16 protein-coding genes are annotated in these 17,465 nt (G+C 77.8%); 8 read left to right on the forward strand and 8 right to left on the reverse strand.

The annotated features are described in order from the left end of the window. Nucleotides 1-33: 33 nt before the first annotated feature. Genes ACI8AF_RS13095 through ACI8AF_RS13105 form a run of 3 tightly spaced genes read left to right on the forward strand, consistent with a single transcriptional unit; the run spans nucleotide 34 to nucleotide 4,183 of the window. On the forward strand, nucleotides 34-2,463 hold the full coding sequence (locus ACI8AF_RS13095; protein ID WP_456540151.1) for a phosphatase PAP2 family protein: 2,430 nt from the start codon (nucleotides 34-36) through the stop codon (nucleotides 2,461-2,463). Beyond that, entirely contained in the window at nucleotides 2,460-3,527 is a 1,068-nt protein-coding gene (locus ACI8AF_RS13100; protein WP_456540152.1) for a lysylphosphatidylglycerol synthase transmembrane domain-containing protein, read from the forward strand. The genes ACI8AF_RS13095 and ACI8AF_RS13100 overlap by 4 nt, the downstream gene beginning before the upstream one ends. Then, nucleotides 3,524-4,183 carry a phosphatase PAP2 family protein gene (locus ACI8AF_RS13105; protein ID WP_456540153.1) on the forward strand — a complete coding sequence of 220 codons (660 nt, stop codon included), beginning with the start codon at nucleotides 3,524-3,526 and terminating at the stop codon, nucleotides 4,181-4,183. The genes ACI8AF_RS13100 and ACI8AF_RS13105 overlap by 4 nt, the downstream gene beginning before the upstream one ends. Here the strand turns inward: ACI8AF_RS13105 and ACI8AF_RS13110 are convergent. Next, entirely contained in the window at nucleotides 4,122-4,553 is a 432-nt protein-coding gene (locus ACI8AF_RS13110) for a hypothetical protein (protein ID WP_456540154.1), read from the reverse strand. The two genes, ACI8AF_RS13105 and ACI8AF_RS13110, sit on opposite strands and share 62 nt — an antisense overlap. Nucleotides 4,554-4,736: 183 nt before the next feature. On the opposite strand from ACI8AF_RS13110, the gene ACI8AF_RS13115 reads away from it, so the two are divergent. Together ACI8AF_RS13115 and ACI8AF_RS13120 are read left to right on the forward strand one after the other, a co-directional pair. Next, nucleotides 4,737-5,309, forward strand: a complete 573-nt coding sequence (locus ACI8AF_RS13115; protein WP_456540155.1) for a hypothetical protein — start codon at nucleotides 4,737-4,739, stop codon at nucleotides 5,307-5,309. After that, nucleotides 5,306-7,720: a lysylphosphatidylglycerol synthase domain-containing protein gene (locus ACI8AF_RS13120; RefSeq protein WP_456540156.1), complete on the forward strand. Its 2,415-nt coding sequence runs from the start codon at nucleotides 5,306-5,308 to the stop codon at nucleotides 7,718-7,720. The genes ACI8AF_RS13115 and ACI8AF_RS13120 overlap by 4 nt, the downstream gene beginning before the upstream one ends. Here ACI8AF_RS13120 and ACI8AF_RS13125 read toward each other — a convergent pair. Next, on the reverse strand, nucleotides 7,711-9,048 hold the full coding sequence (locus ACI8AF_RS13125) for a wax ester/triacylglycerol synthase domain-containing protein (protein ID WP_456540157.1): 1,338 nt from the start codon (nucleotides 9,046-9,048) through the stop codon (nucleotides 7,711-7,713). The genes ACI8AF_RS13120 and ACI8AF_RS13125 overlap by 10 nt on opposite strands. A gap of 301 nt (nucleotides 9,049-9,349) precedes the next feature. Here ACI8AF_RS13125 and ACI8AF_RS13130 point away from each other — a divergent pair, with 301 nt between their 5' ends. Next, entirely contained in the window at nucleotides 9,350-9,688 is a 339-nt protein-coding gene (locus ACI8AF_RS13130) for a spore germination protein GerW family protein (RefSeq protein ID WP_456540158.1), read from the forward strand. Between the two features lie 86 nt (nucleotides 9,689-9,774). Here ACI8AF_RS13130 and ACI8AF_RS13135 read toward each other — a convergent pair whose 3' ends face one another. The 3 genes from ACI8AF_RS13135 to ACI8AF_RS13145 form a co-directional block, all read right to left on the reverse strand. After that, nucleotides 9,775-10,773, reverse strand: a complete 999-nt coding sequence (locus ACI8AF_RS13135) for a zinc-dependent alcohol dehydrogenase family protein (RefSeq protein ID WP_456540159.1) — start codon at nucleotides 10,771-10,773, stop codon at nucleotides 9,775-9,777. Between the two features lie 9 nt (nucleotides 10,774-10,782). Continuing rightward, on the reverse strand, nucleotides 10,783-11,733 hold the full coding sequence (locus ACI8AF_RS13140; RefSeq protein WP_456540160.1) for a universal stress protein: 951 nt from the start codon (nucleotides 11,731-11,733) through the stop codon (nucleotides 10,783-10,785). A 139-nt stretch (nucleotides 11,734-11,872) separates the two neighbouring features. Further along, nucleotides 11,873-13,405, reverse strand: a complete 1,533-nt coding sequence (locus ACI8AF_RS13145) for a DUF4389 domain-containing protein (protein WP_456540161.1) — start codon at nucleotides 13,403-13,405, stop codon at nucleotides 11,873-11,875. Between the two features lie 177 nt (nucleotides 13,406-13,582). Between ACI8AF_RS13145 and ACI8AF_RS13150 the strand changes: the two genes are divergently transcribed. Then, a complete protein-coding gene (locus ACI8AF_RS13150; RefSeq protein WP_456540162.1) occupies nucleotides 13,583-14,230 on the forward strand; it encodes a hypothetical protein in 648 nt (215 codons plus the stop codon). Between the two features lie 15 nt (nucleotides 14,231-14,245). On the opposite strand, the gene ACI8AF_RS13155 is transcribed toward ACI8AF_RS13150, so the two are convergent. From ACI8AF_RS13155 to ACI8AF_RS13165, 3 genes are read right to left on the reverse strand one after another with little or no spacing between them, the layout of a single operon-like run. Beyond that, nucleotides 14,246-15,067 carry a DUF6544 family protein gene (locus ACI8AF_RS13155; protein ID WP_456540163.1) on the reverse strand — a complete coding sequence of 274 codons (822 nt, stop codon included), beginning with the start codon at nucleotides 15,065-15,067 and terminating at the stop codon, nucleotides 14,246-14,248. Further along, nucleotides 15,064-15,966, reverse strand: coding sequence for a hypothetical protein (locus tag ACI8AF_RS13160; RefSeq protein WP_456540164.1), 903 nt, complete (start codon nucleotides 15,964-15,966; stop codon nucleotides 15,064-15,066). The genes ACI8AF_RS13155 and ACI8AF_RS13160 overlap by 4 nt, the downstream gene beginning before the upstream one ends. Next, nucleotides 15,963-16,679, reverse strand: a complete 717-nt coding sequence (locus ACI8AF_RS13165; RefSeq protein ID WP_456540165.1) for a hypothetical protein — start codon at nucleotides 16,677-16,679, stop codon at nucleotides 15,963-15,965. Before ACI8AF_RS13165 ends, ACI8AF_RS13160 begins: the two co-directional genes overlap by 4 nt. 107 nt (nucleotides 16,680-16,786) lie before the next feature. On the opposite strand from ACI8AF_RS13165, the gene ACI8AF_RS13170 reads away from it, so the two are divergent. Further along, the gene (locus tag ACI8AF_RS13170; protein WP_456540166.1) at nucleotides 16,787-17,377 is read left to right on the forward strand and encodes an Rv1733c family protein; all 591 of its coding nucleotides are present in this window, start codon (nucleotides 16,787-16,789) and stop codon (nucleotides 17,375-17,377) included. Nucleotides 17,378-17,465: the final 88 nt, after the last annotated feature.

Raw genomic sequence — 17,465 nt, forward strand, 5'->3', positions numbered from 1 at the left:
CGGCGCCACCGTGCGCGGTGTCGACTCGCTGCCATGGATGCCACGCTGACCACCGGTGCGCGCCGGGCCCCCCGCGCGGGCGCGGGGGACCGGGCCGCGGGACGGCCGGTGCGCCACCCCACCGACCTGGTGCGGGTCCTCCTCGGGCTGGCCGTCACCGGCATCGGCTTCCTCATCGCCCAGCAGGGCGAGCTCTCGGCGTTCGAGCGCGACCTCTTCCGGCTCGTCAACGACCTGCCGGGGATCCTCTTCCCGGTCGTCTGGGCGGTCATGCAGCTGGGCAACGTGGTCGCCGTCCCGGTGGTGGCCGGCCTCGCCGCGGTCACGCGACGGTGGCGGATGGCCCGCGACCTGCTGATCTCGGGCCTCCTCGCCTACGTGACCGCCGACTTCGTCAAGAGCGTGGTCGGCCGGGAGCGGCCCGGCGGACTGCCCGTGGGCGCCGTGCTGCACGAGGGACCGATCACCGGCCTCGGGTTCATCTCCGGCCACTCGGCCGTCGCGGCCGCCCTCGCCGCCGCCGCCGCGCCCTACCTGTCCCGGCGCGGCCGCCGCATCGCGTGGACGCTCGCCTGGCTCGTCGCGCTGGGCCGCGTCTACGTCGGCGCCCACCTGCCTCTCGACATCGTCGGCGGGCTCGCGACCGGCTGGGCCATCGGGGCGCTGGTGCACTGGGTGTTCGGCGTCCCCCGGTGGCACCCGGACGCCGCCCGCGCCGACGGGCTCCTGCGCCGGCTGGGCCTGCCCCTGCACGACCTGCGGCCCGCCGGGGTGCGGGCGCGCAGCTCCCACCCCTTCGACGGCCTCGACGCCGGCGGCCGGCGGCTGTACGTGAAGCTGCTGGACCCGGACCCCTTCGAGCGGGACTGGCTGCACCGCCTCTACCGCCTGCTCGTCTTCCGCGACGTCAAGGACGCCGACGCCGTGGCCCCGCTCGACCAGCAGGCCCAGCAGGAGGCGTTCGCGGCACTGACCGCCCGCGAGTGCGGCGCGCGCGTCCCCCGGGTCGTCCTCGCCCGCGGGGACCACCGGGGCGCCGTCGTCGTGCAGGAGCACGTGACCGGGCGGCCGCTGGACGAGGTGCCGCCGGGCGACCTGACCGCGGACCTCCTCCGCGAGGTCTGGCAGCAGGTCGCGCTCCTGCGCGAGGCGGGCATCGCCCACCACGACCTCGTCGCCTCCAGCGTGCTCGTCGACGAGCGGGGGCGGCCGTGGGTCGTCGACTTCGGCAACGCCCGGACCTCCGCCGACGAGCAGGAGCAGGCCGGCGACCACGCCGAGCTGATGGCCTCCCTGGCGCTGCGCCTCCCCCCGGCCACCGTCGTCGACAGCGCGGTCGACGTCCTCGGACCCCGCGCCGTCGGCCACGCGCTGCCGGCTCTCGCCCCGCTGTCCCTGACCGCAGCCACCCGGGCCGGGCTGGCCGGGCAGGCCGACCGCCTCGGCGAGCTGCGGCGGGAGGTCCGGGACCGGATCGGGATGCCCGACCCGGACCGGCCCGCCTTCCCGCCACCCGGCCTGCCCGCCCGGCTGGCCGCCGCCGCCGGCACCCTCGCCGTCCTGGTCGGGGTGCCCGTCCTGGGCGGGGCCGCCGACGTCCTGGAGTCCGTGGAGACCGGCGGCTGGCGCTGGCTGGGCGCCGCGGTCGCGCTCGCGGTGCTCGCACGCGGGGCTGCGGCCGGTGCCGCGCTGTGCACCGTCGACCGCCGGCTCGCCCTGGGGCGGACGTACGGCGCGTCCATGTCCGCCGACGGTGCGACCGTGCTCCACGGCCGGCTGGGCCGGCGCCGGGCCGCGGCCCGCTACCTGGAGCGGGCCGGCGTGCAGCCGGTCACCGCCCGGCGAGGCGTCGACCGCTACTCCGGCGGCGCCGTCGTCGCCGCCGTGGTGGTCGCGGTCGCCGCGCTGGTCCTCGCCTTCGTCGAGGGCGGCCTCATCGCCTGGCGGGCGCCGGCCGCCATGGTCCCGGCTGTCGTGCTCGGGGCGCTCGCGACCGCGCTGGTGCTTCTCGGGCAGTGGCTGGCGGGGCGGCACGACCCGACGCTCCGCGACGACCGGGCGGAGGCCCGCCGCGGCCTGCTCACCGCCCTGCGCGAGGGGCTGCGGCCGGCTGCCGACGCCGAGGCGTCGTGGCGACGGGGCCCGCTGCTCGGGTGGGCGGCGCTGGCCGTGGTGCTGGAGGCCGCGACCCTGGCCGCCGTGGTGCACGCCGTCGGCGGCGAGCTCCTCCTGCTGGAGTCGGTGTCCGTCTACGCGGTGCTGCACCTGCTGTGGTCGGTCGCCCCGGTGACCGGGACCCCGGGCGCCGCCGACCTGGTGCTGCTGCTCGTCCTCACCGCGCTCGGGGCGCCGCTGGCCTCGGCGTGCGCCGCCGTGCTCGCCTTCCGCGTCCTCACCTTCTGGCTCCCGGCGGCCGGAGGAGCACTGCTGGCCGGCCGCTTCGAGCGCCGCCTGCTGCTGTGACCGCGGCGGAGCCCCGGCGGGCGCTCCGCGCGCGCATCGGCAGCGCGGCCCTCACCGTGCTGGTCGCCGTCGTCATCTTCGCCGGCGTGCTGCCCCGGATCGGGGACTACTCCGCGGCGTGGGGGCTCGTCCGCGAGCTGTCCCGCCCGGAGGTGCTGCTGCTGGCCGCCGTCGCCCTGGTCAACCTGTTCTCCTACGCGCCGCTGTGGGCGGTGGCGTTGCCGGGTCTGGGGCTGGGCCGGGCGATGCTGACCGATCAGGTCTCGACGGCGATGTCGAACACGCTGCCGGCGGGGTGGGCGGTGGGCGCCGGGGTCAACGCGGTCATGTTCCACACCTTCGGGTTCGGCGCCGACGAGATCACCCGCGCCATCGCGCTGACCGGCATCTGGAACAACCTGGTGAAGCTGGCCATGCCGGCGCTCGCCCTGGCCGCCCTCGCGGCCACCGGGGACGTGACCGAGGGCCTGGTGGTCGCGGCCGTCGTCGGCGTCGTGGTGCTGGCCGGAGCCGCCGGTGCGCTGGTCGCGGTGCTCGCGCACCCGCGCGCGGCGGCAGTGGTCAGCGGCGCCGCCGAACGGGTGGCCGGCGTCGCGTGCGCGCTGGTCCGGCGGCCCCGACCGAGCGGCTGGGTGGCGCGGACCGAGAGCTTCCGCGACGACTCCCTCGCCTTCGTCCACGAGCGCTGGACCCGGCTCAGCGCCGCCGCGGTGGCCAGCCACCTGGCGCTGTTCCTGCTGTTCCTCACCACCCTGCGGCTGGTCGACGGCGCCGGCAGTGACATCACCTGGCTGGTCGCCCTCGCGGTCTTCTCCGTGACGCGGCTGGTCACGCTGGTGCCGGTGACGCCCGGCGCGCTCGGGGTGGCCGAGCTGAGCTACGTCGCCGGGCTGACCGCCGTCGGCGTCGACGGCACGGCCGCCACCGCCGTCGTGCTGCTCTTCCGCTTCCTCACGTGGTTCCTGCCGATCCTCGGCGGGGCGGTGGCCTGGCTGCTCTACCGGCACGGCGCCGGTGTCCACCACCTGCACGCGCCCGAGCTGGTCCGGGACGGGACGGGATGACGACGACCGTGCGGCGCCGGCCGGCCGACGCGGCGACCGCCGCCGCGGCCGGGGCGGTGACCGCCGCCTGCGCCGTCGCCGTCGCGGGCGGCACGGTCGGGCCCCTGGAGCGGTCGGTCTTCCGGTTCGTCAACGGCTGGCCCGACGAGGCCCGCCCGGTGCTGTGGTCCTTCCAGCTGCTCGGCGTCCTCGGCGTACCCCTGCTGGTCGCGGCGGTCGCGGCGGCGTCGCGCCGGTGGCGGCTGGCCGCCGCGCTCGTGCTGCTCGTGCCGCTCAAGCTGGTCGTCGAGCGGGCGGTGCTCAAGGAGCTGGTCACCCGCGAGCGGCCCGGCACCACGATCCCCGGCGCCGTGCTGCGCGACGTGCCGTCGGCCGGCGCCTCGTTCCCGTCCGGCCACGCGGTCATCGCCTTCGGCGTCGTGGTCGTGCTCCTCCCCTACCTGCGGCGGCGCTGGCAGCTGGTGGTCCTGCTGCTCGCCGTCCTGAACTCGGTCGCCCGCGTGTACTTGGGCGCGCACGCGCCGCTGGACGTGCTCGGCGGTGCGGCGGCCGGCGTGGCGGTCGGCGCGCTGCTGAACCTCGTCGTCGGCGTGCCTACGCCCGCCCCGCGGAGCGCAGGCGCAGCAGGGAGACCAGCGCGACGACCAGCCCGATGACCCCGCCGACGACGCCGACGACCAGCACCACCCGGGCGGCGGTCTCCCAGCCGGGGCTCAGGTCGAGCGGGAAGACCTGCAGCATGCGCAGGGTCGCGGCGAGGCCGAACGCCGTCGTCACCAGCGTCCCGGCCGGGGCGAGCCAGCCCTCGGGGCGCACCAGCTGCACGAGCGCGACGACGATGCCGGCGACGAGCGCGGCGTCGACGAACGGCAGGACGCGCTCCATGTCGTCGGTGAGGAACGGGACGACGTCCCAGCCCGGCCAGACGTGGATGAGCACCAGCAGGACGGCGTTCGCCAGCGCGCCGGCCACGGCGCTCGCCCGGCGGGCGGTGGCTGACGGCGGGCGGGTCAGCTGCTCGCTCATACCCGGCACGCTAGGGCCGTGACCAGCCCCCCGGACCGGGTCGGGAGTCGTCCCCGGCCGGGACCGAGGACCTTCCGGTGCGGAGCCGGGCCCCGATAGCGTCCGGTCGGCACGCACACCCCCGCCCGGCGGGAGGGCGCCCGGTCCCGTCGGGGTCCCGTCCGGCGGGCGCGGGGAGGTCCGGTGCCCACTGCCGCGTCGACGGGGACCCAGGCGCTGGCCGCGTCCGGGCCGCCCGCGGAGAACGGTGTCCTCGAGCTGGTCGTGCTGGCCGTGCTCGTCGTGCTGGCGGTTGCCGGCGTCTGGCGCCGCAGGGTGCTGCGCCGCCGCTACCACCTGGGCGGGCGGCAGCGGGCCGTCCGCCTGTGGCAGCAGTGGCTGGAGCCGCTGGTAGCGCTGCTGCTCGTCGGCGGGGTCCTGGCCAAGGACGTCGCCGCGGGATCGGCCCACCTGGTCGCGCTCCTCCTGGGCGCGCTGATCGGGGCGGGGCTCGGGGTGGTGCGCGGCCGCTACATGCTGGGTCGGGCCGAGCGCGTCGACGGCCGGCTGGTGCTGGAGCGCACCTGGCAGGAGGTGGCCGTCCTGCTCGTCCTCGTCGTCCTGCAGGTGGTGCAGCGCGAGGTGAGCACCGAGTCGACGAGCGCCCTCGCGCTGATCAGCACCGCACTGCTCAGCGCCGGCGTCCTCGAGTCCGTCGGCCGGGTGGTCTACCTCACGGTCCGGGCCCGGACCGCGACGCCGACCGGGCGGCCGTGACGGGGACGACCGCGGCGGCCGAACGCGTCGCCGTCCCGGCCGCCGCAGACCGGACCGAGGAGGAGGTCACCGGCTACGTCCGGTCCCCCAGCGACCTGCTGCGCACCCTCGTCCTCTCCCTGACCGGCCTGCTCCTGCTCGCCCTGGTCGGCTGGGCCGACGACGCGCTGCTGCGCCTCGACGAGGACCTGGTGCGGCGGCTGGCCTTCCTGACCCCGGCGGTCGGGCGGGTCCTGGTCGGCGCCGCGACGTTGCTGGTGGTCGCCTCGCTCGCCGCCGCGTGGATCCTCCCGCTGGTGACCCGCCGCTACCGGCTGCTGAGCGCGCTGCTCGCCGGTGGGCTCCTCGCGGCCGGCCTGCTGCGGGCGGCGACAGCAGTCGTCGACCGCTCGGGCACGGATGCGCCGGCGCGCGAGGTGGCGTGGCGAGGGGGCCTGGACACCACCCTCGCGGTCGACGGCCTCGCCGTCACGGCCGCGTCCTTCGTCGTGCTCGCACCCTCCGTCTCCCGCGCGTGGCGGCGCGCCGGGGCGCTCGTGCTCGTGCTGGTCGTGGGGCTGCGGCTGCTCGTGCCGGTCACCCGGCCGACCGACCTGGCCCTCGCGGTGGTCCTCGGCGCGGCGGCCGGCGCCGGGGTGCTCCTGGCGTTCGGGCGGCCCAGCTCACGGCCCACCGCGGCCGCCGTCGCAGCGGCTCTGCGGGGCAGCGGCCTGCCGCTGGTCGGTCTCGAGCCGGCGGCGGTCGACGCCCGCGGCTCGGTCCCCTGGTTCGGCACCCTCGACGACGGCACCCAGGTGTTCGCCAAGGTCCTCGGCGCCGAGCAGCGGGCCGCGGACCTGCTGTTCCGGGCCTACCGGTACGTCCGGCTCAAGGACGTCGGGGACGAGCGGCCGTTCTCCTCGCTGCGGCGCACCGTGGAGCACGAGGCGCTCGTCTCGCTCCTGGCGCGCGACGCCGGTGTGCGGACCCCGCGCCTGCGCACCGTCGCCACCGTGGGGCGCGACTCCCTGCTGCTGTCGTTCGACCGGGTCGACGGCTCGTCGCTGGACCGCGTGCCCGCCGCCGCGGTGGCACCGCCGGTGCTGCGGGAGATCTGGCAGCAGGTCGCGATCCTGCACCGGCACCGCATCGCCCACCGGGACCTGCGCCTCGCCAACGTCCTCCTCGACCGTGGGGGCCGGCCGTGGCTCATCGACTTCGGCTTCAGCGAGGCCGCCGCGGACGACGCGCTGCTGGACGCCGACGTCGCCCAGCTCCTGGTGGCGCTGGCCCTGGAGGCCGGCGTCGAGCCGGTCGTGAGCACCGCGGTGGCCGTGCTGGGCCCCCAGCCGGTGGCCGCGTCGCTGCCCCGGCTGCAGCCGGACACGTTCGGCGGTGCCACGAAGGAGGCGCTCAGGCACCGCCGGGACCTGCTGGAGCGGCTCCGCGCGGCCGTGGCCGCCCGGTGCCGGGTGCCCGAGCCCAGGCTCGCCCACCTGGACCGGGTGCGGCCCAGGACCGTGCTCACGGTGCTGGCCCTGGCCGTAGGCACCTATGTGCTGGCGCCCCAGCTCGGCGACGTGCCGGGGATCGTCGCCCGCGTCCGGGACGCCGACTGGACCTGGCTGCCGCTGGTCCTGGGGGCGTCGGCGCTGACCTACGTCGGCGCCGCGCTCGGCGTCGCCGGCGCGGTGGCGGCCCGGCTGCGCCCGCTGCCCACGCTGCTGGCCCAGCTCGCCTCCTCCTTCGCCGGCAGGCTGGTCCCGGCGGGCCTGGGCGGCATGGCGCTGAACGTCCGCTACCTGCAGCGCAGCGGCGTCGACCTGCCGGTGGCCACCTCCGCCGTCGGGCTGAGCACCGTGGCCGGCCTCGTCGTCCACCTGGCCCTGCTGCTGGCGTTCGCCGTCCGGGCCGGCCGCTCGGGTTTCGGCTCCGTGCGGCTGCCGAACCCCGAGGTGGCCGGCTGGGGCGCCCTGGCCGTCCTGGCCCTGAGCGCTGCGACGACGGCCGTGCCGGCCGTCCGCCGGCTCCTCGCCGCCCGGCTGCTCCCCCTGCTGCGCCGGTCCCTGGCCGGCGTCGCGCACGTGCTGCACAGCCCCGGCAGGTCGGCCCTCCTGCTCGGTGGGTCCGTCGTCGTCACGCTCGGCTACGTCGTCTGCGTCTACCTGTCCACGCTGGCCTTCGGTGGTGGGCTGGGGCTCGCGACCGTGGGAGCCGTGTACCTGGCCGGCGCGGCGGTCGCCGCGGCTGCGCCGACCCCGGGTGGCCTCGGCGCCCTGGAGGCCGCTCTCGTCGCGGGTCTGGTCGCCGCGGGGATGGACCACACGGTCGCCGTCCCCGCGGTGTTCCTCTTCCGCATCGCGACGTTCTGGCTGCCGGTGCTCCCCGGCTGGGCGGCCTTCACCTGGCTGAGGAGGGCCGACTACGTGTGAGCGGCCGGCACCGTGGCCGCAGCGCACAGCCCGTCCAGGGCCGCCTGCAGAGCGGCGGTCAGCGCCGGCAGGTCCGGCACGCGCCCGGGGTCGACCACTGCCGTCACCACCAGGGTGCCGGCGTAGGAGAGGCAGACGAACGACGAGGTCACGTCGCCTCCGTCCCCGACCGCGAAGGGCACCATGCCGGTGACCGGGAGGCCGCCGACCGCGACCGGGCCGGGCGGCCCGGGGACGTTGCTCACCAGGGTGTGGAAGCGCCGCTGGCGGCGCAGCCAGGCGCGGTACAGGCCGAGCCCGGCGAGCAGGCGGAACAGCGGACCGGCGAGGGCGAGCGCGCTCGGCCCGGCGGCGTCCGCCCGGAGGCGCCGGACCACGCCCGCGATCCGGCACAGCCGGTCGGGCTCCGGCCCCTCGGCCGGCACGGTCACGACCACCGGCGCGGTGGCGTTGCCCAGCGCGGCCGGGTCGGCCGACCGCCTCCCCGCGACGACCACGGCCACCCGGAAGGCGGGCACCGACTCGCCGCGGGCCGCGAGCAGGTCGCGCAGGGCGGCGGTCACGGCCACCAGGACGGCGTCGTTCACCGTGGCGCCGACCGCGGCGGCGGTGGCGTGCAGCGCGGCGAGGTCGGCCCGGGCGACGGCGAACCGCCGGTCGTCGCCGGTGACCGCCACCAGCGAGCACGCCGCGGCACGCGGGGGCCGGAGCCCACCGCCGGCGCGCAGCGACGCGCGGGCGGCCGGCCACGCCGCCGCCACCCGGCCGAGCGCGGCGAGCTTCGCGCGGGTCGCCTCGGCCACGAGCACGCGGTAGGCCGGTCGTGGGCGGAGCGGGACCGGCGCCGGCGCGGGCTGGGGGTCGACCAGCCGGCCGAGCACGGCGAGGCCGCCGATGCCGTCGGCGACGACGTGGTCCAGGACGGCGACCAGCGCCGCGCCTCCCCCGGCCAGCCCGGTGACCACGGCCGCGCACCACAGCGGCCGCGTGCGGTCCAGCGGCTCCCGGGCGAGGACGGCGGCGAGGTCGAGCAGCGCCCGCTCGTCGCCCGGCGCCGCGCACACCAGCCGGTCGACGTGGGCGATGGGGTCGAACGCCGGGTCGTCGACCCAGAGCGGGCGGCCGGCCACCAGCGGCACGCGGACCAGCCGCTGGCGCAGCCGCGGCACCGCCCCCAGCCGGTCGGCGGCCACCCGGCGCAGCGCCGCGGGGTCCACCCGGGTCCCGGGGGCGAGCCGCAGGACGACGCCGAGCTGCTCGGGGACCGCCCCTCTCGCGGAGAGCGCCGCCATGGCCAGGTCGGCGGCGCCCGCGCGCTCGACGGTCACGACGGCCGCTCGCGGACCGCGGCCGCGCCGACCGCCACCGCCGTGTCCGGGCTCCTGCGTGCCTCGGGTCACGGGTCCACGCTGACGGCGTCCGGGGCCCTCCCGAAGGGCCGAAGGTCGGCGTCGATCGGTGACGTACGGACGACGCCCGGGCCCGGGCGACGGCGCGAGGCTGGGACGACCGCCGCACACCCGCGGCGCCGACCGGCCTCGGCACCGCCCTCGCCGTCCCCGCCGTGCTGCTGGCCGACACCGTGCACACGAGCATCCGAACCACCGCCCGACGACGGAGGAGCCGTCCATGACCGTGTCCGAACTGATCCCGACCGTGCGCGACGCGCTGACGGTGCGCCGCGTCTTCGGCGAGCCCTACGAGCGGGACGGTGTCACCGTCATCCCCGCCGCGGTCGTCCGCGGGGGTGGTGGGGGCGGCTCCGGCCGGCAGGGCGGCGAGCAGGAGGGCGAGGGCGAGGGCGGCGGCTTCGGCCTGATCGCCCGCCCCGCGGGTGCTCTCGTGGTCAAGGACGGCGAGGTCACCTGGCAGCCGGCGGTCGACGTCAACCGCGTCGTCGGGGTGGGCGTCCTCGGCTGGGTCGTCGTGTCGTGGCTGGTCGCCCGCGCCGTCCGGCGACGGGGCTGAGCGCGCCGTGCTCCCGCTCCCCGTCGGCGGCACCCGTTCTGCGGCGTCGACCTCCGGTCGACCACCATCCGATCGGGCCCGAGCGGTCAGGTGGTGAGGACGGCGGCGCCGCTGAATCGGCCGTGCGCGAGGTCGGTGAGCGCCTCCGGGGCGGCCGCCATCGGGTAGGCGGTCGTCGTCGCCCGCACGCCGAGCCGTCCGGCCAGCCGGAGGAACTCCTCGCCGTCCCGGCGGGTGTTGGCCGTGACGCTGCGCAGCCGGCGCTCCTCGAACAGCTCGGCGGCGTAGTCCAGCGCCGGGATCGGTGACAGCCAGATGCCGGCGACAGCCAGGGTGCTCCCCCGGTCGAGGGCGCGCAGCGCCACCGGCACGAGGTCGCCGGCGGGGGCGAACAGGATCGCGCCGTCCAGGGGCTCCGGTGCGTCGTCGGCCGCGCCGCCCACCGAGTCGGCGCCGAGCTCGGCGGCCAGCGCCCGGTTGCGCTCCCCGCGGGTGAACACGTGCACGCGCAGGCCCTGGGCCAGGGCGACCTGCGCGGTGAGGTGGGCGCTGCCGCCGAAGCCGTAGATGCCCAGGCGGCCGCCGGGCGGCACGGCGGCGCAGCGCAGCGCGCGGTAGCCGATGATGCCGGCGCAGAGCAGCGGCGCCGCGGCGACGTCGTCCAGCCCCTGCGGGAGCCGGTAGGCGAACGCCTCGTCGACCAGGCAGGCGTCGGCGTACCCGCCGTCGAGGTCCCAGCCCGTGAACGCCGGGTGCGCGCACAGGTTCTCGTCACCCCGCCGGCAGTAGGCGCAGGTGCCGTCGGTGCGGCCCAGCCAGGCGACCCCGATCCGCTCCCCCACCTCGAACCGCGTCGCTCCCGGGCCCCGCGCGTCGACCACCCCGACGACCTCGTGCCCCGGGGTCACCTGCGGCCGCCGGGGCGGCAGGTCGCCCTCGGCGAGGTGCAGGTCGGTGCGGCACACGCCGCAGCAGGTGACCCGCACCCGCACCTGGCCCGGGCCGGGCTCGGGCACCGGCCGCTCCACCCGCCGCAGCGGACCCGCGTCGATCGGCCCCGGCGGGTCGACCACCCAGGCCAGCACGGCCGCGGCTCAGCCGGCGGGCGCCGTGGCGGCGACCGCGTCCGCGGACGCGCCCGCGGCTGTCTCCGGCTGCCGGTGCACCACCATCACCGGGCAGGGCGCGTGCATCACGCAGTGCAGCGCCGCCGAGCCGAGGACGACGCCCTGCAGCTGGTTGCGGCTGCGGCTGCCGACCACGAGCAGCCGCGCCCCCGTGGCCTCGCCCACGAGCACCGGGCCGGGGTGCCCCTCGACGACGACGACGCGCACCGCGCCCCGGTCCAGCGCCTCCTGGCCGACGAGGTCGCGGACCACCGCCTCGCCCCGCTCCTGCGCGTGCTCGCGGCTCTCCCCCGGCGGCGGGGCCATGACCGCGTAGAGGTCGCTCCAGTAGTTGGGTGCCTCGTACGCCAGGACGGCGTCGACGCGGGCGCCCAGCGGCTCCGCCTGGGCCACCGCGGTGAGCAGCGCGGCGCGTGCGTGGTCGGAGGCGTCCAGGCCCACGACCACGCGCGGCGGCTCGGCCGGGTCGGCTGCGGCCGCGTGCACCACGACGACCGGGCAGCGGGCGTGGGCCGAGCAGTGCAGCGCCACCGAGCCGGCGACGGCGCTGCGCACCGCGCCGCGGCCGCGGCTGCCTACCACCAGCAGGTCGGCCCCCTCCGACCGCTGGACGAGGTGCGCGGACGGCGCGCCCGCCACCACCACGACCTGCACGTCGACGTCGTCCGCCGTCCCGACCTCCGTGCGCACCTCCTCCACCGCCGCCCGGGCACGGGCCTCGGTGTCCGCCCGGATCTCGTCGATCCGGGCGGTGTCGAGCAGGTACGGGTCGGCCCAGTAGAAGTCGACCGGGAAGGCGCTGACGACCTCGAGGCCGGCGCCGCGCCGGGCGGCCTCGGCCAGGGCCCAGGCGAGCGCCGCGCGGGCCCCCGCCGAGCCGTCGATGCCGACGACGATCCGCTGGCTCGCTGCGTCCACGTCCGGCTCCTACTCGTGCGTCCGTGGGGCTCTCCCCCGTCCGGGTCCACCGTCGCCGTCCGGCGAGAGCCGCCTCCGCAGGCCGACGTCACCGGCTCCCGGGACGTTGGTCCCGGGAGCCGGTGGACCCGGCGCGGCGTCAGCGCCCGGGGTCGCGGGTCAGCGCGGTCTCGGCGCCGGCCTGCCCGGTCGGCGTCACCGGCTCGCGGGGCGCGGGGATCTGCACCGGCGGCCGGCTCTGCGCCTTCGGCACCGACAGGCCGACGAGCAGCCCGCCGAGCGCCAGCAGCACGGCGCCGGCCACGAACAGCCCCGTGATGACCCAGCCCAGCCCGGGCAGCGTCGCGCCCGCCCGGACCTCGGCGTCCACACCGGCGGTGCCGTCGGCCCGCATGACCACGACCGCCCAGTCGCCGTCGTCGGGCCGCCAGGTCACCGCCTGGGTGCCGCTGCCGCTGCTCGACGTCACCCAGATGTCGGTCTCGGTGGGCGGCTGCGCCGGGGCCCCGCCGGCGTGGTCGGTGGTGTCGAACCGCTCCGACCCGCTGCCGGTGGCGCTCGCCGACAGGTCGTCCAGGGAGGCGTGCCCGACGCCGTCCAGGTAGGTCTCGGCGTCGGCGGCGCGGGCCACCCCGACGAAGAGCTCGTCGTCGGCGTCGACCGGTGCCACCTCGATCCGGGCGGTGCCGATGAGCTCGTCGACCGCCCAGTCGAGCCCCTCGCCCTCGAGGCGGAAGGAGTCCGTCGTGACCGCGTACCGGTCGGTCTCGATCCGGGCGTCGGGCGTCATGAGGTAGTTGCCGTCCCGCTGCGTCTGGTCGGCCAGGAGCAGGGTGCCGGCGCCGACCAGGGTGCCGCCCGCGCCGAAGAGCAGGAGGACGCCGAAGACGAGGGCCACCACCCGGCCGGCGCTCCAGCTCGCGGGCGGCGGGGCCGGGGCGGCGGCCGGCGTCCCGGACGGCGCGGGGGGCACCGGGCCGGCCGGCACCGTGCCGGGGTCCGGGCCGCCCATGTCCATGCGGAACGGCGGGTACTCGTCGGTCATCAGCGCGGCGTAGGCCGCGACGCGCAGCGCCCACCGGTCCATGCCGAGGACGAAGTCGTAGAGCGGCCGGGGGTAGCGACCGGAGAACAGCAGGACGACGCCGGCGATGAACACCAGCAGCGCGACGAGCCCGCCGGCGCCCCAGCTGGTGTCCCAGATGCCGTCGGCGTCGGCGGTGTTGGTGCCGAGCCAGATCCCGCCGCCGACGAACACCGCGACGATGAGGTACTGCGGGATGGCCAGCAGCCACCACTTCACCAGCACCAGCCCGCGCGAGAGCCGCTCCGGGTAGGCCACGTCGAGGTGCGCCGGGTAGTCCGGCACGTCGGCGAGGGTGAAGGGCGGGTACCGGTCGGTGCCCAGGGCGCCGTAGCCGTAGTAGTGCACCCGCCAGCTCCAGCGCATCACGCCGACGTTGAAGTCGAACAGCCCGCGCGGGTAGCGGGCGGTGAACAGGATCGCGAAGAACGCGATGACGCTCACCACCACGAACGCCGTCCAGAGGAACGCCAGGACGACGTAGTGCGGGATGAGCAGCAGCCACTTGACCAGCCACAGCGCCCGCGACGCGCGCGGCTCCTCCGCCGCGTCCATGCGGAGCGGGTAGGGCTTCCGGTGCTCGGTCATGGTCCGTCCTTTCGGAGGCAGACCCCGAGCCTCGCCAGCCGCCGGGCCCGGGGACACCGGCGTTGGTCCGTGTCCGGGCGGGGACCAACGTCCGCCCGGGAGGTGACGCCGGACCCAGGCGAGGGCCACCCCGGCGATCGAGATTGGAGGGGTACCGCTCGTCCCGAGGAGTTCCCGATGGCACAGCCCGCGCCGTATGCCGACGTCCGCCCGGCACCGGTCCTCCTTCGGGTGGGGCGCGGCCGCGCGGCGCGGCCCGGGCTCCCCGAACGGCGCGTGGTGCGGGGCCTCGGCGCCGACCTCTTCGACGCCCGTCTCGCCTTCGCGGTGGCCGGGTTCGACGCGGACGTCGAGCGGTTCCCCGACCCGGCCGACCCCGACCTCGCGGCCGTGGTGACGCCGGTCCCGGCCACCCGGCCCGTCCTGGCGCACCTGGCCACGGCCGCCGCCGACCGCCCGGTCCCGGCCGGCACCGACGAGGTCCTGACCCGTCTCGCGGAGGTCGCCGAGCTGGAGGACGTCCAGCTCGTCCCCGTCGACGAGGGGTCGCCGCGCCGCCGCCTCGCCCGGCCCGCCCCGGCCGACGGCGACGAGATGCTGGCGCTGGTGGCCACCCGGGCCGACGACCGGGCGGCCTGGCTCCGCGCCGGTGAGGCGGAGGAGCGGGTCCTGCTCGAACTGGTCCCCCTCGGCTGGACGGGGGTGCCCCTGCCGGCGGCGACCGACGCCCCGCTGGAGCGCACGCGGCTGCGCTCGGCGCTGGTCTGGGACGCCCACCCCCAGGCGATGCTGCGCCTGGAGAAGGCGCTGCCGCACACGGCCTGAAGCGCCGGGGGACCCTCAGCCCGGCGCCACGTTCCACCGGACCGTGGCCGGGTCCACGGTGGCGCGGGCGTACTCGTACGGCCCGCCCGAGAGGTGCCAGACCGCGCCGCCGCCGTGCGGGACCAGGCGGTCGCCGATCTCCGTCCAGCCGCGCACGGGAGTGGTCCAGCGTGCCCGCGTGGGCCCGCCGGGGAGATCGGCCCAGCGGTCCTCGGTCGCGACGTCGGCGACGCGGTCCCGGTCGTCGACGGTCACGCGGGCGGTGACGGTGCGCCCGGCGTCGGTGAGCGCCACGTCGAACCGCTCGTCGTCGACCGGCGACCAGCGGACGGCACGGGCCAGCAGCATGGTGGGGGCGAGGAGGACGGCGTCGTCGAGCCAGGTCACCAGCTCGCCGGCGTCGAACTCGGGTCCGGCGCCGTCGGCGACCGGCACCAGGCCGAGCACCTTCCCCCGCATGCGGCCCTGCCCGTGCAGGTAGCTGTCCACGCCGAACATCGGGACGACGCCGGCGACGTCCATCCGCATCGTCCAGATCCGCGCGATCGTGGAGGCGGTGTTGTACTGCCACGCCTCGAACGGCAGCCAGCCCCCGTCGGGCCGCAGGCGGAAGGTGCCGGTCCACCGGGCGAGGAGGGAGACGTCGCGCGGGCGGCCGACGGCCCCGGACGCGGCGAACCACCGCCGGGCCGGGGCGGGCAGGTCGGCGAGGTCGCGGTCGGTGACGGGGGTCGGGTCCGCCGGTCCCGGACGCACCCCCAGCCGCCGCACGCGCCGGCGCAGCCGCCGCTCCATCCCGACCCCGAGGACGGCGGAGCGCAGGGCGGACGCGGTCACCGGTCCGACCTTCCCCGCGCGGACGCGGTCGTCGACGGGACGGCGCGCAGCACCTGCACCAGCAGCCGGGCGCCGAGGACGCCCAGGACGCCGAAGCCGGCGACGGGACCGGCGACCTGGGCCGGCGTGAAGGGGATGCCGGCGGCCGCCTGCAGGGCCGTGCTCAGGCCGATCGTCGGGAACAGCAGCACGATCGTGACCAGCAGCGGCACGGCCAGCAGGTACCCGCGGGGGTCGCGCCGGCGGACCCACAGGCCGGCGAGCGCGGCGGCCGGGGCCACGACGGCGAGGTCGAGCGAGTAGGTGACCGGCGTGGTGTAGACGTCGAGCAATTCCGGGGCGCCGCCCTCGAGGAGCGCGGTGAGCAGGGACGGCAGCCACGCGGCCACGGTGAGCGCCGCGGAGGCGAGCAGGAACCACGAGAGCGCGCGGTGCGGGACGCGCGGGTCGCGGGCGAGCGCGTCGAGCACGGCGCGGTCCGTCGCGGTCCACGCGGCGGCGAAGCCGAACAGCGAGGCCGACAGGAGCGTGACGTAGGCGAGGTAGAGGGGGTTGTACGCCACCCCCACCGCGTAGGTGGCGTACACGTACAGCAGGTACCCCAGCGAGCCGGTCAGCAGCAGGGTTCCCGGGGGCGAGCCCGCGCGGTGCCGCAGCCAGGCACGGAGCACCAGCGGGATGCCGAACGCGAGCACCACCGCGTCGACGGCGGTGTTGCCCGCCGCGGTGAAGACCGTGTCGTGGCGGTACAGCCCGCTGCCCGCCAGCTGCGCCCGCTGCCCGCGCACCGTCGTCACCGGCACCGGGTCGCCCGACGGTCGCCGCACGACGCCCACGGACGCCACGGCCGCGCCCACCGCGGCGACCAGACCGGGCAGGCGGCGGAGGGTGCGCGTCACCGGGAACGGCCCTCGGCCCGGCGGGCGAGGCCGCGGAGCATCCGCCGCTCCATCACGAAGGTGACGGGTTCCACGACGTGCCAGAGCAGCCGCTGGGCCGGTGGGAAGGCCAGCCGCTGGCGCACGACCAGCCGCGTGCGCCGCCCGCCGTCGACCGCGTGCAGCACCCACTGCCAGGTGATGTGCGGGTCCCCGTCGGGCGGTCCGTCCGGCTGGGGACCGCCGCCGAGGAGGACCAGCGTGGTGGGGGCCTCGATGTGCTCCACCCGGAAGAACGGCGCACCGTCGGCCGGGGCCAGGCGGATCACGTCGCCGACCCGCAGCCGCTGCAGGTCGGGGTGGATCCTCCCGGCGCTGTGCAGGTCGCAGCCGACGAGGTTCTCCAGGCCGTCGAAGCTGTACAGGCCGCCGCGGCCCTGGCCGATCTGGACCAGCCACGGCCACACGTCCTCGACCGGCGCCGCCACGGTGACCGCCCGCGTGTAGCCCAGGCGGGGCGCCGGCACCAGCTCGTCGCCGGGCAGCGGCGCGGCCACCTCGGCGGCGGTGGCGCCCCAGCGGTTGTAGCGGCGGCGCAGGAGGGGCGCCGCGACCAGGACGGCGAGCACCTCGGCGCCGCCGACGACCACGTCGCGCACCGCCCGCAGCGGGCCGGTGGCGCGGGACCGCGGGTGGCGCAGCGGGCGTGGGCGGGCGAGGGTCGGCGGCGTCACGTCGCCACCCTGGGGTCCCGTCCCCGTCGGGGTGACGTGGCGAAGGTCTCGGGGCACCGGGACCTCGGCCCCGTCCGCCGCGGGCCCTCGTGGGCCAGTCTGCTGCCGTGTCCGCCACCGGCGTCCCGTCGCGCACCCTGCGCCGCCGCTTCACCCTGGGCTCGGGCCCGCTGAAGCGGGCCTGCGACCGCGTCGAGTTCCTGTCCCGCGCCGTCCTGGTCGTGCTGCTGCTCGCGGCCGTCCCGGCCGGCACGGCCGTGGGCACCCGAGCGTCGGGCACGCTGCACGCCGTCGCCGCGGAGCAGGCGGCGAGCCGCCACCCCACCAGCGCCACGCTGCTCGCCGACGCGCGGGAGGGCGACGGGGCGGCCACGCCGGCCGTGCCGACCCCGGCGACCTGGCTCGGGCCGGACGGCCTCGGGCACACCGGCCAGGTGGACGCCCCCGTCGGCAGCCGGTCCGGCACGACCGTCGACGTCTGGGTGGACGACGACGGGCAGCTCACCGACGAGCCGCTGACCGGCGGGGAGGCCACCGGGCAGGGCGTCGTCCTCGGGGTCCTCACCGCCCTGGGGCTGGTCATCGCGGCCCTGAGCGGCCACCTCGTCGTCCTCTGGCTGCTGGAGCGGCGGCGCGACCGGCGGTGGGAGCAGGGCTGGGCGGCGGTCGAGCCGCTCTGGGCCACCCGCTTCCGCTGACGCGGTCGTCAGCCGGCCGCAGCGGGACGGACGACCAGGACCGGCGCAGGGGCGTGGACCGCGCGGTGCTCCCCGAGCGTGGGGTCGG

Source organism: Blastococcus sp. SYSU D00669, assembly GCF_054050715.1.

Bases quoted from the DNA above. Each gene is read 5' to 3' on its own strand.
- ACI8AF_RS13095 (WP_456540151.1), top strand. From the start codon at position 34: ATGGATGCCACGCTGACCACCGGTGCGCGCCGGGCCCCCCGCGCGGGC.
- ACI8AF_RS13105 (WP_456540153.1), top strand. From the start codon at position 3,524: ATGACGACGACCGTGCGGCGCCGGCCGGCCGACGCGGCGACCGCCGCC.
- ACI8AF_RS13110 (WP_456540154.1), bottom strand. From the start codon at position 4,553: ATGAGCGAGCAGCTGACCCGCCCGCCGTCAGCCACCGCCCGCCGGGCG.
- ACI8AF_RS13130 (WP_456540158.1), top strand. From the start codon at position 9,350: ATGACCGTGTCCGAACTGATCCCGACCGTGCGCGACGCGCTGACGGTG.
- ACI8AF_RS13145 (WP_456540161.1), bottom strand. From the start codon at position 13,405: ATGACCGAGCACCGGAAGCCCTACCCGCTCCGCATGGACGCGGCGGAG.
- ACI8AF_RS13150 (WP_456540162.1), top strand. From the start codon at position 13,583: ATGGCACAGCCCGCGCCGTATGCCGACGTCCGCCCGGCACCGGTCCTC.